A 14,272-nucleotide genomic window follows, 5' to 3' on the forward strand; every position below is an offset into this window, starting at 1 on the left:
AATTGAAAATAAAATTAATTTTAGGGGGTATGAATAATAATTTTATTGAGCAATTAAAAAATAAATTAAATATTTCTGATGTTGATAATTTATCAAAAGAACAGTATGGAAAAATTATGGAATTAATACAAAATGATAATTTTTCAATTGAACAACTATCCCAATTAGTGAAATTAATTCCTAATATTATTGATCTTCAAAAAGATTATTTAGATAGCTTAAAATTAATAATTGATGGTGTAAAAACTACACAAGTTCATAGTTTAGATAGTATTCATAATAGCTTGGAATCTACGATGCGACTTTTAGAAAAAATTACTGAAAAAGCGCAGACTGAACAAACTTTACGTACCATCGCTGAAATTACTAAAGATTTAGCAAATTTACATTTAAGAATTGCCGAAATAATTAAAGAAAATAATGAAACTTGGCAAAGTTTAGCAAAATTTGCAATGGCAGCCATTAGTGTTGTTGGCGTGGTTTTAGCAATTGCTTTAAAAAAGGAAGCCGAAGCTTCCTTTTTTTGATTTATAAATTATGCAGCTTCTTTGATTTCAACAGCATAATTTTTTTGCTTTTCAGCATCGAACTGGCCTTCCCATTTACTGATCACAAGAACAGCCAATGAGTTACCAATTACGTTCAATACAGTACGTGCCATATCCAGAATACGGTCAATACCGGCAATAAATGCCAGGCCTTCAAGCGGAATACCGACACTGCCCAAGGTTGCCAACAGCACAACAAAAGACACGCCAGGCACACCGGCAATACCTTTAGAAGTAATCATCAGGGTTAACACCAGAATGATCTGCTGGGTCATGGTTAAATCAATACCGTAAAGCTGCGCAATAAAGATGGCTGCAATACTTTGATATAAGGTCGAACCATCGAGGTTAAATGAATAACCGATTGGAATCACGAAACTGGTAATGGATTTCGGTGCACCATAGGCTTCCATTTTTTCCATCAGGCGCGGTAATACTGTCTCGGAACTTGCAGTTGAATAAGACAGAATCAGCTCATCTTTCAGAATTTTAATAATTTCCCAAATACTGAAACCGCAGAATTTGGCGACAAGTCCTAAAATGACAAAGATGAAGAAGAAAATAGCACCATAAACCAGAAGCGCCAATTTCACTAATGGCAGCAGAGAACTAAAGCCAAAGTTCGCAACGGTTGCCGCAATCAGGCCAAATACACCGAATGGTGCAAAAAGCATGATCATATGGGTGACTTTGAACATGGTTTCAGAAATCGCATGCAATACATCAATCAGCGGTTTTCTGGTTTCTTTCGCCAAAGACCCCAAACCAATACCGAAGATCACGGAGAAGAAGATGATTGGCAACATATGCCCATCGGTCAGTGATCCAAAAATATTAGACGGGATTAAAGATAAAATGGTGTTGACCAGACCATGCGAGTGGCTACTCACTTCCTGGGTGGTTTGCTGATATTGGGAAATATCGGTCTGAGTCAGGCTTGACATGTCAATACCGGCACCCGGCTGGAATATATTCGCAGCAACCAGACCGACAATAATCGCAACAGTGGTAATAATTTCAAAATAAACAATGGTTTTGAAGCCCAGTTTACCCAGGTTTTGACCATGACTTGCATTTGCAATACCGAGTATCAGCATTGAAAGTACAAGTGGAACGACAATCATCTTAATCAAATTAATAAAGATTGCGCCCAAAGGGCTCAGCAGATTATTAATCAGAGTTTCACGATATTCGGGAGAATAATGTAGAAAGGAGCCTACAAGCACACCTAAAATGAGCGCAATGACGATTTGCCAAGCAAGACTAATCCTAATCTTTTTCATGCTAAGCCCTTAAAATCAAATTTTAATAAAAAAGCTGCTATAACACTGTCGATATCACATCGGCATGTTAAAGGGGAGCGTGGGAATGAATAATATAAAAAATATTCATGAAATATAAACAGGGGGCTATTTTGCATCGATTAATATATTCAATCTAACTTTTTTCTTCATAATTGATTCAAAAGGTCCAAAAAAAAGCAGTATTGGTATAAAAAATAATCAAATTGTAAGGTTTCATTTAATAAACTTATAAGCTCATAGCTAAAAACTTACTTTCTGGTAGATCGGGTCAGGCGAAAAAATGCCCAAACCAGACAAATGCCGGCAAAGCTTGCCAGATAAATCATTTTCGGAATGACCAGTTGAGTAGGCACGCCCATCTGGTTCAATTGAATAAACATCTGTATGCCTTGGGTGGAAGGGAGGGCTTTGCCTAAATACTGCATCCACTCTGGCATGGCGGCATGCGGCCAGGCCGTACCTGAAAGCAGAAACAGGGGAATCGAGCTAAACACGATCACATGGCCGGCACGTTCCGGCATATCCAGAAAAGAGGCAATCAGCATGCTGAGGCCAATCACGCAGCTCAGAAATATAGGAACCGCAATGAGCATGCCCCAGAAGTTGCCACCACGCGGATAGTCATTCAGCCAGAAGGTAAATCCAAACAGATACAAACAGCCCAAAAAGCCAATGGTTAAAATAGTACTCCATAAAGCCCAAAATTCGGTTCGACTGGGTATCCAGTGCTTTTCACGATAAGTCGCAATTAACATGCACAAGCCTAGCAAAATGGTTTGATGGATAATCAGTGGGGCAACGGCAGGGAAAATATAACTGCCATACCCGGACAGGGTGTTAAATAATGGAATTTGATGAATAGACAGCGCAGGGGAAAATTCAGAAATATGCTGAAATTTTTCAGCCTGTTCGGCCAGCGCATGTTCAATCGATGCCGCCAGTCCCAAACCAATCTTTTGGGTTTTCAAGAAATTGGCGGCACTTAAATATAAACCGATGCCCCCAACTTCACCTCGACGCAGACTGCCAGATAAGTTATCTGGAAGTAGTAAAATACCGTCCGCCTGTTGCAGCTTGATCATCTGCTGTGCTTCGGCAAAATTCCCGGTGACTGCACGGATTTCAACATTGGGACTTTTAGTCACTTCGCCAATAATACTCGAGCTCACCAGGCTTTGTTCTTCATCGACAATCACAATCGGTAAAGATTCGGCATGTTCTGCCTTATAAGCCGTTGGGTAGAAGAAACTATATAAAAATACCGAAAGTACCAATGTGGTCAAGATCGAACTGTTACGTGCAATATCCTGAAAGGTTTTAAAATAAAAGTACAAAAAGTTTTTAAGCGTTTTCATGCCTGTACTCCCTTTAGATATTTTTTAAGGAAGAAGTAGGCTGTGCCCAGATAAAACAGGCAATACACGGCTAAAATTGCAAGCGGTAACAGTGAAATGGATATGGGACTGCCCACCACCCATTGTTCCGTCTGTAATTTGGCATAAGGCGTATAGGGAATAATATTGGACCAGAACTGGGTGAATAAGGGGGCATTGTTCAGCGGTAAAGTCACGCCGGCAAAACTTAAAGATGACCCGCCATAGACCGCAATAAAACCAAAACTTTTCGCCAGATCACGGGTGGCCAAAACCACGCTGCTGCTGATCAGGGCATAAGCGCTATAGAGCAGAAATTGTCCCAATAAAATGGGCCAGAGCTGTCCCTGTACAAACCAGCCACGCATTTCAATCATCCAGAACATCCATAACCAGGTCCAGAAACTGAAAATCAGCACATAGGTCATATTTTTGGAAAGCAGGGCAAGCCATAAATTTTGACCATCGAGCCATGTTTTGGCCGTGCCAAATTTCAGCTCCTGTCCTACGGCAAAAGCCACGCAACAGCAGAGCAATAAATGTAAAATTGCCGGAATCATGTAAGGTTCCAGATAGAACTCATAACTGAGCCCCGGATTAAACAGCGGCGAAATTTTGATATTGGGCGTTGGTGCATTCAAATAGGGAATCTGGTTTTCCAGATAACTGTGCCCGGTAAAATCGGCCAGTGCCTGCAAGGTGCTGACCAGCATCGCCGATGAAATGCTATTGCCGACACTAAAATAGCTTTGGTTATAGGCAATGCTGATTCCAGCATCCTTGGCTTGTACCAGGCGTTGTTCGGCACCTGCGGGAATAGTGATATAACCCCAGATTTTGTTTTGATTGAGTAACTGTTCAACCTCATCCTGACTGCTGGAAATACTGTTGATGCTCAGGGTGTGATTCAGACTGGCATGATGAATAATCGTCCGGCTCAGTTCGCTCTGGTCCTGATCAATAATTGCAATTGGCAGATGGCTCGGTTTCCCGGCAGAAAACATACTGGCAAACAGCACAATCACAAAGACAGGTGCAAGCGTGATCATGCACAAGTCCCACTTATGCCTGAGCAAATAGCCGAGTTCGCGCAGTATGCCCTGTAGCATGATCAAGACTCTTGTACTTTAAACAGCACACTCATGCCGACTTTTAAATCTGCAATTGGCTGGGCAGGGGTGAGCTGAATCTTGAAACTGCGAATATCATAGCCACCGGTTTGGCGCGTGGTTTTAATGGTGGCAAATTCACCCTCGGCATCAATCTTTTTGATCTTGAACAGGGCCTTTTTGTTTAATGCAGGAATAAAGCCTTCAACCGATTTGGCCTGATACACCTGCGCGTATTGATCTTCACGGATATTCAGGCTGACCCAAAGCTCATCCTCCTGAATAATACTGACCACGGGTACACCCATGGCCACCAGTTCCGACACCTTGCCATAGGTTTTAGACACTGTACCGTTGATCGGGGACACCAGTTTGGTTTCGGCTTCCAGTGCATTGGCTTCTGCAACGGCCGCTTTGGCAATCTCCACCTGGGCATCGGCGGAGGATTTCTGTTCTGGCGTGCTGCCGCGTTTGGCACGTGCATATTGCTGATAAGCCGCTTCGGTCATTTGTGCGGCAGATTGAGCCGCGGCGTGCATTTCATCGCGGCGCTGGCGTGAAATGACGCCTTCCTTAAACAGGTTGGCACCACGCTGATAGGTGGTTTGAGCCAGGTCTTGCTGGGCTTTCATGGCCTGCCAGTTGGCATATAGACTGTCGATATTTTCCTGCTGGGAACCGCGCTCCGCTGTGGCTTGCAAGGCTAAAGCAGATTGCAGGCTGGCCAGCGCCTGCTGTTTTTTAGCTTCGACTTCCGGACTAAACAAACGGACCAGTGGCTGGCCTTTAATCACTTTTTGTCCGTCGTGGATATATATTTCTTCAATGCGGCTCGGCACTTTGCTGCTGACATGGACAGTTTCAGCTTCAACACGACCTTGCAGCTCGACTTCCTTGGGCTGATAGCTTTTCCATAAGCCAAAACCAATCAGGCCTAAAAGCAAGATCAGTATGATGATGCCAACCATTTTAATGGTAGCTGAAGATTTTGAATCGGTATTTTCAGTGGCCGGCGTTTGTTCTGAATAACTGAAAAATGCTGAATCTGTAAGATTTGGCTGTTCGTGAGACTGCTCTAAAGTGTTCAATTCACTTTGCTGGGCGGATGGATTGCGAGCAGCCTCTTTTGATGAGGCATTTTCTACATCTTGATCAGGCCTGTTTTGATCTTGTGTCATGGTTTTCCCCATCAAAAATTAACGAATATAACTGCTATTGCTTTGGCTGACATAGCTTTGAAACTGCTCAATCGAGCCATGGCTTTGCAGTAAAGTGGCCAGTGACATAATGTATTTATAGGCATTCAGCGCCATTTCGCTTTTTAAAGCATTCAGGCTATTTTGTGCATCAATCAGCTGGGTGGCCGTTCCCATATCTTCCTTAAAAGATAAAGTCTGAATACGCAGATTTTCCTCGGCGGCTTTCATGTTTTGCTGTAACAGCTGATGACTTTGCTGGGCTGAGGTCATTTCATTGTAAGAGCGATAAATGATGTTTTCGACTTCCTGCTTGGTACGCTCGGTTAACAGTTCAGAGGCATAGCGTTGCAACTCTGCGGCCTGAACATTTTTGTTTTTATCTATGCCGGAAAACAGGTTATAACGTGCCGCGACACCGACAATCCAGTTTTGCTTTTCATCCAGACTATATTCGCCAAAGGCGAACAAATTAGGTTTTTTCGCGGCACTTTGCGCCTTGACATTGGCATTGGCCAGCTGGGTGTCCATCTGCATTTTGCGAACCAGGGAAGATTGGTCCGGATAGCTTTTTAACAGCGCATTCAGGTTCTGAGTCTGGGTAGCGTTGACAAATAGGGGTGTGCTCAACTCGGTAATCTGACTTTGCTGTAACAGGTTGTTGAGCTGAAACAGACTCGATCTTAAATTGGCTGCTGCATTTTGCACGCTACGCTCGGCATTGTTCTTTGCCACTTCAAATTGCATGCGCTGTCCTTTGCTGATAAAACCTTGGCGTTCCAGCTTTAAAGCATTGCTGTAATGCATTTGCATGGCATTGAAATTGGACTGACTGGAGGCTAAAAGCTGCTTTTGCAGTTGGGCATTAAAATAGGCCTGAATCAGTTCAAAGCGTTGCACATCTTGCTGTTGCTTGCTATTGAGTTGACTGCGCTGAGCCTGAATCTGAGCCATTTCCTTGACACTTGAGGTCAGGCCACCGGTATATAAAGGCATAATGACGGACACGGTTGGACGTATCACCTGATCATCCAGGCGAACGGTTGACTCATCTGGAATTAATCCCACGCCATCATGTATAGGTTGTTTTAAACCCTCTTTCAACGGATCGGCAAAGCCACCTAAATTCAATTCATCAATCTTATTATTCAGGCCATTAGTCAAGGACTGTTCTAGATTGTTTTTTAAAGCCCCAAGAGGAAGATCCACTTCATTATGAAAAGCGTAAGCGCGGACATTTAAATCGACACGGGGCAGACCTAAACCCTTGACCGCTTCAGCTTGTAATTGTGCAGATTGTTGCAAAGCCTGACTGGCCTGCGTGCTATAGGAATCCTTTAAAATCGACTGTTCAGCCTGGGCATAACTGATACTTTCGGCGAATACTGGGCCAGCAAAAACCAGACTAGCCGTACAAATGCCAATACGAAAATTTTGTTGTATGAGGAGTGCAATTTTTTTGGGTTGTGCCTGTAAATGCAATGACATCACTCAGCTCTCAATTTCTTTGTAATAATTATATTGCATAGATTGAATTGTATGTCTAATCAATAAGTTGTTGTATTGTTTAATATGCATCTGTATATCAATCACCTGATCAGGTTTTTGATCTTGACGACTTGCATCGCCAATTTGAAAAGACCAGAAATAAGATGCAGTTGCTCCTTTAAGCCGAATGTCAGGGATTGTACAGGCTGTATTCAAATCCACTCTTTATTGAGATTTTGACTTTAAATGTCCGACAGCATTGAAATATTTTCAGGATAATTTACTGCAAGCAACGCCTATCTGTGGTTAAATGCCATCATTTTATTGTGTTTCACTCTGAAAGGAAAAATCATGCGCGCGTACAACTTCTGTGCTGGTCCTGCTGCATTACCTACTGCCGTTTTAGAAAAAGCTCAGGCTGAATTGCTTGATTGGCATGGCAAGGGTCTTTCGATCATGGAAATGAGTCACCGTAGCAGTGATTATGTGGCTGTGGCAGAAAAAGCAGAAGCAGATTTGCGTAAATTGATGAACATTCCTGAGAACTATAAAGTATTGTTCTTGCAAGGTGGCGCTTCACTGCAATTCTCTGCCATTCCTTTAAACCTGTTGGGTAAAAACAGCAAGGCTGATTATATTCATACCGGAATCTGGTCTGAGAAAGCGTTAAAAGAAGCAAAACGCTATGGCGACATCAATGTTGTAGAAGCAGGTACCAGCATTAACGGTAAATTGGCCATTACAGAGCAAAGTACCTGGAACTTGTCTGACGATGCGGCTTATGTCCATTATGCTGATAATGAAACCATTGGCGGCCTTCAGTTTGCGGGTATTCCTGAAACAGATAAACCTTTGGTATGTGACTTTTCATCAAGCATTTTATCTGCGCCATTAGATGTATCCAAGTTTGGTTTAATTTATGCAGGTGCGCAAAAGAATATTGGTCCTGCCGGCTTAACTTTGGTCATTATTCGTGAAGATTTGCTTGATCAGGCGAAACCTGAAATTCCAAGCATTCTGAAATATTCAGATCAGGCGAAAAACGGTTCTATGGTCAACACACCATCTACCTATGCCTGGTACCTGTCTGGTCTGGTATTTGAGTGGTTGCTTGAAAATGGCGGAGTCGATGCCATGCATAAAGTGAACCTTGAAAAAGCCAAATTACTGTATGGCTACATCGATGCTAGCGATTTCTATGCTAACCCGATTGCAGAAGCCAACCGTTCTATCATGAATGTACCGTTTACCTTGGCAAAAGCTGAGCTTGAGAAACAATTCTTGAAAGAAGCCGAAGCGAATCATCTACTTAACTTGGCAGGTCACCGTTCAGTGGGCGGTATGCGTGCCAGTATTTACAATGCTGTACCTTTAGAAGGCGTACAGGCTCTGGTTAACTTTATGTATGACTTTGCCAAACGCAATGCTTAATTGCTAAAGCTAAAAAAGCCCATCACATGATGGGCTTTTTGTTGACTTGAATAATGTTAAAGATAAAATCGTTAAAATAGGCTTAAAAAATAAAGTGATGCAAAAGATAGGCAGACATAAACATACCCAGGACAAAAAACAGGCATGAGATGGTGTCTAACTGGAAGCGTTTAACCAGTTGATGTTCAACTGTTCGTATATTTTCTTCTTGCACGATTTTCATGGAAACTCTATTCCGATTTATTTATCGTTAATTTATATTGCTTGTATTTATTTTTATCATAAAAAATTGATTAAATAAAGTACTAAATAAAAATATGTAATTAAAATATTTATGGTATTGGACAGAATATCTGATTATTTAGCAAATTATTGTCACTACAGGGTTGTGCTGGAGAAAAGACTTCAAAATGCCTCATAAAAATATAATCGGTGCACGATTTATTTAAAATAAAATTTTGAATTTAAAACTGTGGATAAATGCATTTTAATTTGAATTTAAAATCGTTAAATATAATAGTCTTCTGTGGATAATTTTTGATCAGAATGAATGTGCAGATAATAAATACATAAGCATAAAAAAGCAGTGCCATAGCGTGAAGAGATAATCAGGCTATAGCACTGCTTTTTAGAGAGGATTATTTTTTAGCGTAAATATTCACTTGAATCCATAAATTGCCACGAATGAATTGGCCAATTGCAAAGTCTTTATACGCCGGATTCTTGGTAGCAATGCGAATCAGGGTGGCTTCCTGGTTTTCATCATGAATTAGGGCAACATCATACAGGGTGTATTCCTGATCCATAAATGACATGGAGGTTTTACCGACAATATTGCCCTGGAACCAGGCTTCATCTTCCTGACCCATGTTTTCGCCATACAGATAAGCGACCATCTTGGAAAAATCGACCGTAACCGGTTCTTTGTCATCTTCCGATTTGGGTTCCCAGGCATCAATCTGTTCTTGCAGGTTGGCAGGTGCCACGCCGTTATTGGCCGCCAGAATGTCATTCAAGGCACGGTGATGCTTGATTGAGGCAGGATCATCTACCACCAGATGTTCATGGTCTGACACCGCTTCCAGCTCATAGGCCCAGGCATTGAGCTGAGCAAGATAGGGTTGATCTTTTTCATACTGGTCATGATTGACGCTATACAGTGTATCAAAGGCATAGACAATGGTATTGGCACCCAGATTCAAGCGCAGTACCGCCTGAGTGTTGGATTTACAGGTAATAATCCGTTCAATGGTGGCCTTGACTTTGTAGGGGCTTTCAAAGCTTGGAAATGCCGTTTTTAGCGCTTGGGGTTTGTTGTTTTCAACTGCAATGACTTGGGTTAATTGTATTTTTTCCTGCTTGGGCCCTTGAATGAGCCAGGCTGATGCGTCCATGTCACATTCTTCTTTGCATAAACCCATGGGCATGACCGGCGCATCAAGAGCCAGGCCCAACCACTTGGGCACATCTGTAGCCGGATTTTCTGTGAGCAGATTCCAATGTTCGACATGACTGCCAAAGTTCTGATCTTCAATGGTGATCAGTTCCGGTCTATTTTGATTTTTCATATTCACAATTGATGTTGGGCTGTATTTATCTATTAAATCGAGGGTTATTGTTAAATTTCAAGTCAAAGAGCCAAATTTAACCATTAAAGTCCATACAATGTACTTTAAATTCTGAATTTAGATGTGATGCGATCTGAAACTTGGCGATTGAAACTATGATGATTGAAGAGTAAAGCTAAAAACAAGCAAGAGGCACAATAGATTTAGCCATCCTCCTGTCACATGGAATTTGCTAAACTAGGTACTCTTCTTTTTTGACTATGGATATGGTGTGCTGCCATTTAAACTTTGGGTTGATGCCGATGCATTGCCTAAAATCCTGCGTGATGTGATCATTCGCGCTTCCGACCGTTATCAGCTGGAAGTCACTTTTGTGGCCAACCAGAATGTGGGTATTACCCCGTCCGTACGGATTAACTCCCTTCAGGTCATGAGTGGCGCAGATGCGGCAGATAAAGAAATTATCGAGCGCATGAAAGAGCATGATATTGTCATGACTCAGGATATTCCCCTGGCTGCTCAAGTCATTGAAAAGGGCGGAATAGCCATTCATCCGCGCGGTGAAATCTATACTGCTGCCAATGTAAAAGCACGCCTGCATCTACGTGATTTTATGGATACCTTAAGAGGGGCGGGTGTACAAACCGGTGGACCTCCTCCGATTTCCGAACGAGACAAGCGCGAATTTTCCAGTGCACTGGATCAAACCATTCAGAAACAGAAACGTAAAACCGCAGCGTAACTTGAGCTCTTCATGCCGTCAAAAACCAACATTATGTCCACGTATGCCTTATTGGTGTTTATTTGGGCAACCACGCCTCTGGCAATTGTCTGGAGTGTTTCAGATCTGCATAGTTTGTGGGCTTTGGCACTGCGCTTTTTTATTGCCTTGCCTTTAGCCTTGGGTTTGCTGGTTTTACTGAAAACCAAGTTGCCTCTCAATGCCATCTCCCTGCATAGCTATGTTGCAGGTGCCTGCAGTTTTATTGGATCGCAAATCTTTACCTATCTGGCTACTGACTATTTAAGCTCAGGCATTATCGCCCTGATGTTTGGTTTGGCTCCGATCATGACCGGATTAATCGGACGTTTTGCTTTTAACATTCATTTGCATCGCCTGCAGTGGCTGGGCATGTGCATTGCAGTAGTGGGGCTGGGGATTATCTGTCTGGGGGGCAGTGACCAGCATGTCCAGCCGATGGGCATAGGACTGATGTTGATCAGTGTTTTGGTGTATTGCGCATCCATTTTTTGGGTCAAAAAAGTCAATGCACCACTGAAACCCATGGCCCAGGCAACGGGATCGATTCTGGTCTCCAGCCTGTTTGCACTGGGCATGCTGCCGTTGATCTGGCAGCATGCACCAGATCATATCCCGAATACCAAGGCATTGATCGGTTTGTTTTATGCGGTGATTATGGCTTCACTGCTGGCGATGTTCTGTTATTTCAAACTGGTACAAAATATTAAGGCGACGACCTTATCATTGACTACGGTGCTGACACCCATGTTGGCCATGCTGTTTGGAGCGATGCTGAATGATGAAAAATTATCGGTGATGGTTTTTGTCGGGGCCTTTATTTTATTGTTTGGCCTGTTTGTTTATTTCTATCGCGATCTTAAGGCGAGCCAGAATCTCGCCACCAAGATCAAGTTCAACAGTTAAATTTCTAGTCTTTATTTTTGCCGAGGTTGACACATTCGGCAAGTTTGACCCGGTCTTGTGGATGCAAGGTAATAAAATAAGCGCCGGTGCGGAACTTGCCGTTCTCTTCCGTTCGGCTATAGACCACTTGGGCAGTTGCAGCAATATGGAAGAAATTTTCAGGGTGACTTAAGGTCACATGAATATAGGTGCCTTCCTGAATAGGGTGATCACTAAAGAAACTGAAACCGGTTTCGGAAAAATTGACATGTTCCGGGATTGGTAACATGGATTGTACAATTGCATCGTATAAAGAGCCGGTAATGAGGTTTAACTTTTGGTTAAATAAGGATAATATTCTAGCAATTTGTTGATCTTTTTCATTTAATTGTTCTAATTCGTAGTTTACAGCGTGATCAAATTGATCTAATTCTGCGAGTAGTAGAAAATAGCGGGGCAGCACAAAGTTAGGATCATAAGGGTCATTAAGCGCGACATCATCAGAAATAATCTGATAATTTATTCGCAAAGCAGCATCGATACGCGACATAACGCGGCGTTCCTTATTGCCGCCTTGATGCTGTAAATTTTCCATAATTATTCCTCGGACTAAATGGTATGTTTAAACCAATCTCGCTGTACATCGGGTTGAGATATACTCGTGCACGGCGTAGCAACCACTTTATTTCTTTTATTGCTCTGGTTTCTATGATCGGTCTCACCTTGGGTGTGGCCGTACTGATTACAGTCTTATCTGTAATGAATGGCTTTGACCGCGAGCTGAAAAACCGTGTATTGGGAATGATACCTCAAGCTACTGTTTCTTCAACACAAATATTAACAAATTGGCCGGAACTTGCAAAAAAAGTTGAACAGCATGAGCATGTCAAGGGTGTAGCGCCCTTTACCCAATTACAGGGCATGCTGACGGCACAGGGGCAAGTGGCCGGAATTATGGTCACGGGCATCGAACCTGAATACGAAAAGAACGTGTCCATTATCCAGAATCACATGATTGCGGGAAGTATTGATAGCTTGAAAAAGGGTGAATTTGGCATTGTTTTGGGTAAACAAATGACCGATTCACTGGGTTTGGGATTAAACGACAATATTACCTTAGTGCTGCCTGAAGCTACGCCGTCGCCTGCAGGGGTGGTGCCACGTTTCAAGCGCTTTAAAATTGTCGGTATTTTCAGTATCGGGGCGGAAGTGGATTCGATGATGGGCTATATCGCCCTGAATGATGCCTCCACTTTATTGCGCTTGCCGGATGGTGCTCAAGGTGTGCGTTTAAAACTGGATGACATTTTCCTGGCGCCAGAAGTGGCGGATGATATTGTCAAAGACCTGCCAAGCAATTTCTATGCATCGAACTGGACCTTTACCCACGGTAATTTGTTTAGTGCGATTCAGATGGAAAAAGCCATGGTCAGCTTGCTGCTGTTCCTGATTGTACTGGTGGCTGTATTTAATATTGTGTCCTCACTGGTGATGGTCGTCACCGACAAGAAATCCGACATTGCCATTTTGCGCACGCTGGGGGCTTCACCTGCAACCATTACCCGGATTTTTATGGTACAGGGCACCATTATTGGCGTGATCGGGACAGTTTCCGGTGCCATTCTGGGAATTATCTTCGCTTCAAGTATCAGTGGCTTTATTGGCTGGTTGAATACAGCATTTGGTTTGAACCTGTTTGATGCCTATTTCATTAATTACTTGCCGTCTTATTTGCGCTGGCAAGATGTGGTGGTGATTGTCAGCCTGTCACTGGTTTTAAGTTTCCTGGCTACAATTTACCCGGCACTGCGTGCTGCAAAAACCCAACCAGCAGAGGCCTTACGTTATGAGTAATCTTGTCCTCGAAGCGAAAAATATCTCGAAAAGTTTTACCGATGGCAAAACCACCGTTGAAGTGATTAAAAACTTGTCCTTAGAGGTCAAAAAAGGCGAGTTTGTGTCTATTGTCGGTTCGAGTGGGTCGGGTAAAAGTACCTTGCTGCATGTGTTGGGTGGTCTGGACTGTCCAACAGCAGGGCAGGTGTTCTTAAACGGCAAGCGCTTCGATAATTTGGGTGAAGCCGAGCGTGGCTATTTGCGTAACCAGCATTTAGGCTTTGTCTATCAGTTCCATCATCTGTTGCCTGAATTTACCGCACTGGAAAATGTGGCCATGCCGCTGATGCTGCGTGCAGGAACGACCTATAAGCAATCTAAAGAGCAGGCTGAATATTTGCTTAATCGGGTCGGACTGTCGCATCGCATGACGCATAAACCGGGCGAGCTGTCTGGTGGTGAACGTCAGCGTGTTGCCTTGGCGCGTGCTCTGGTGGCAAAGCCGGAACTGATGCTGGCAGATGAGCCGACGGGGAATCTGGACCGTAAAACGGCAGTGAAAATTTTTGAATTGCTGAGTGAATTACGTGATGAGTTCAATATGGCGATGCTGATTGTGACCCATGATGAACAGCTGGCCCAGACTGCCGACTCGATTTTGCATATGCAAGACGGCGTCTGGATTGATGGTTAAGGATTGTCTGACACTTCATAAATGATTTGCGTTGTAAGCTCCAATTAAACAATGAGATGTATACAGCGTAAAAAATATTC

The 14,272-nt window shown here is 43.0% G+C and carries 13 protein-coding genes and 1 pseudogene; 6 read left to right on the top strand and 8 right to left on the bottom strand.

The window, feature by feature from the left end; genetic code table 11:
- Positions 1 to 29: 29 nt before the first annotated feature.
- Positions 30 to 527 carry a hypothetical protein gene (locus H4I94_RS06740; RefSeq protein WP_261182493.1) on the top strand — a complete coding sequence of 166 codons (498 nt, stop codon included), beginning with the start codon at positions 30 to 32 and terminating at the stop codon, positions 525 to 527.
- An 8-nt stretch (positions 528 to 535) separates the two neighbouring features.
- Here H4I94_RS06740 and gltP read toward each other — a convergent pair whose 3' ends face one another.
- The 5 genes and pseudogenes from gltP to H4I94_RS06765 form a co-directional block, all read right to left on the bottom strand.
- A complete protein-coding gene (gene gltP, locus H4I94_RS06745) occupies positions 536 to 1,831 on the bottom strand; it encodes a glutamate/aspartate:proton symporter GltP (protein ID WP_092818662.1) in 1,296 nt (431 codons plus the stop codon).
- Positions 1,832 to 2,100: 269 nt separating this feature from the next.
- Positions 2,101 to 3,207 carry an ABC transporter permease gene (locus tag H4I94_RS06750; RefSeq protein WP_261182494.1) on the bottom strand — a complete coding sequence of 369 codons (1,107 nt, stop codon included), beginning with the start codon at positions 3,205 to 3,207 and terminating at the stop codon, positions 2,101 to 2,103.
- Complete coding sequence (locus H4I94_RS06755) at positions 3,204 to 4,334, bottom strand: ABC transporter permease (protein ID WP_261182495.1); 1,131 nt, start codon at positions 4,332 to 4,334, stop codon at positions 3,204 to 3,206. The genes H4I94_RS06750 and H4I94_RS06755 overlap by 4 nt, the downstream gene beginning before the upstream one ends.
- A gap of 2 nt (positions 4,335 to 4,336) precedes the next feature.
- Positions 4,337 to 5,287, bottom strand: a pseudogene (locus H4I94_RS06760) (HlyD family secretion protein); the annotation flags it as partial.
- A gap of 243 nt (positions 5,288 to 5,530) precedes the next feature.
- A complete protein-coding gene (locus H4I94_RS06765; protein WP_261182497.1) occupies positions 5,531 to 7,018 on the bottom strand; it encodes a TolC family protein in 1,488 nt (495 codons plus the stop codon).
- A gap of 351 nt (positions 7,019 to 7,369) precedes the next feature.
- Between H4I94_RS06765 and serC the strand changes: the two genes are divergently transcribed.
- Positions 7,370 to 8,449, top strand: a complete 1,080-nt coding sequence (serC, locus tag H4I94_RS06770) for a 3-phosphoserine/phosphohydroxythreonine transaminase (RefSeq protein WP_261182498.1) — start codon at positions 7,370 to 7,372, stop codon at positions 8,447 to 8,449.
- Positions 8,450 to 8,531: 82 nt separating this feature from the next.
- On the opposite strand, the gene H4I94_RS06775 is transcribed toward serC, so the two are convergent.
- Both H4I94_RS06775 and H4I94_RS06780 read right to left on the bottom strand, forming a co-directional pair.
- Positions 8,532 to 8,672, bottom strand: a complete 141-nt coding sequence (locus H4I94_RS06775; protein WP_165493280.1) for a hypothetical protein — start codon at positions 8,670 to 8,672, stop codon at positions 8,532 to 8,534.
- 415 nt (positions 8,673 to 9,087) lie between these two features.
- Complete coding sequence (locus tag H4I94_RS06780; RefSeq protein WP_092818656.1) at positions 9,088 to 10,017, bottom strand: hypothetical protein; 930 nt, start codon at positions 10,015 to 10,017, stop codon at positions 9,088 to 9,090.
- 271 nt (positions 10,018 to 10,288) lie between these two features.
- Here H4I94_RS06780 and H4I94_RS06785 point away from each other — a divergent pair, with 271 nt between their 5' ends.
- Both H4I94_RS06785 and H4I94_RS06790 read left to right on the top strand, forming a co-directional pair.
- Positions 10,289 to 10,759 (top strand): YaiI/YqxD family protein, encoded by a 471-nt coding sequence (locus tag H4I94_RS06785; protein WP_092818655.1) that lies wholly within the window; start codon positions 10,289 to 10,291, stop codon positions 10,757 to 10,759.
- 12 nt (positions 10,760 to 10,771) lie between these two features.
- Positions 10,772 to 11,683: a DMT family transporter gene (locus H4I94_RS06790; protein ID WP_092818654.1), complete on the top strand. Its 912-nt coding sequence runs from the start codon at positions 10,772 to 10,774 to the stop codon at positions 11,681 to 11,683.
- Between the two features lie 4 nt (positions 11,684 to 11,687).
- On the opposite strand, the gene H4I94_RS06795 is transcribed toward H4I94_RS06790, so the two are convergent.
- Entirely contained in the window at positions 11,688 to 12,257 is a 570-nt protein-coding gene (locus H4I94_RS06795) for a PilZ domain-containing protein (RefSeq protein WP_092818653.1), read from the bottom strand.
- Between the two features lie 23 nt (positions 12,258 to 12,280).
- On the opposite strand from H4I94_RS06795, the gene H4I94_RS06800 reads away from it, so the two are divergent.
- Positions 12,281 to 13,516 carry a lipoprotein-releasing ABC transporter permease subunit gene (locus H4I94_RS06800; protein WP_092818652.1) on the top strand — a complete coding sequence of 412 codons (1,236 nt, stop codon included), beginning with the start codon at positions 12,281 to 12,283 and terminating at the stop codon, positions 13,514 to 13,516.
- A complete protein-coding gene (gene lolD / locus H4I94_RS06805) occupies positions 13,509 to 14,192 on the top strand; it encodes a lipoprotein-releasing ABC transporter ATP-binding protein LolD (RefSeq protein ID WP_092818651.1) in 684 nt (227 codons plus the stop codon). The genes H4I94_RS06800 and lolD overlap by 8 nt, the downstream gene beginning before the upstream one ends.
- Positions 14,193 to 14,272: the final 80 nt, after the last annotated feature.

Source organism: Acinetobacter sp. T_3_1 (assembly GCF_025377055.1).
Classification (GTDB): domain Bacteria; phylum Pseudomonadota; class Gammaproteobacteria; order Pseudomonadales; family Moraxellaceae; genus Acinetobacter; species Acinetobacter kookii.

Bases quoted from the DNA above. Each gene is read 5' to 3' on its own strand.
- H4I94_RS06755 (WP_261182495.1), bottom strand. From the start codon at position 4,334: ATGCTACAGGGCATACTGCGCGAACTCGGCTATTTGCTCAGGCATAAG.
- H4I94_RS06800 (WP_092818652.1), top strand. From the start codon at position 12,281: ATGTTTAAACCAATCTCGCTGTACATCGGGTTGAGATATACTCGTGCA.
- H4I94_RS06740 (WP_261182493.1), top strand. From the start codon at position 30: ATGAATAATAATTTTATTGAGCAATTAAAAAATAAATTAAATATTTCT.
- H4I94_RS06795 (WP_092818653.1), bottom strand. From the start codon at position 12,257: ATGGAAAATTTACAGCATCAAGGCGGCAATAAGGAACGCCGCGTTATG.
- H4I94_RS06765 (WP_261182497.1), bottom strand. From the start codon at position 7,018: ATGTCATTGCATTTACAGGCACAACCCAAAAAAATTGCACTCCTCATA.
- lolD (WP_092818651.1), top strand. From the start codon at position 13,509: ATGAGTAATCTTGTCCTCGAAGCGAAAAATATCTCGAAAAGTTTTACC.
- gltP (WP_092818662.1), bottom strand. From the start codon at position 1,831: ATGAAAAAGATTAGGATTAGTCTTGCTTGGCAAATCGTCATTGCGCTC.
- H4I94_RS06780 (WP_092818656.1), bottom strand. From the start codon at position 10,017: ATGAAAAATCAAAATAGACCGGAACTGATCACCATTGAAGATCAGAAC.
- H4I94_RS06775 (WP_165493280.1), bottom strand. From the start codon at position 8,672: ATGAAAATCGTGCAAGAAGAAAATATACGAACAGTTGAACATCAACTG.
- H4I94_RS06790 (WP_092818654.1), top strand. From the start codon at position 10,772: ATGCCGTCAAAAACCAACATTATGTCCACGTATGCCTTATTGGTGTTT.
- H4I94_RS06750 (WP_261182494.1), bottom strand. From the start codon at position 3,207: ATGAAAACGCTTAAAAACTTTTTGTACTTTTATTTTAAAACCTTTCAG.
- serC (WP_261182498.1), top strand. From the start codon at position 7,370: ATGCGCGCGTACAACTTCTGTGCTGGTCCTGCTGCATTACCTACTGCC.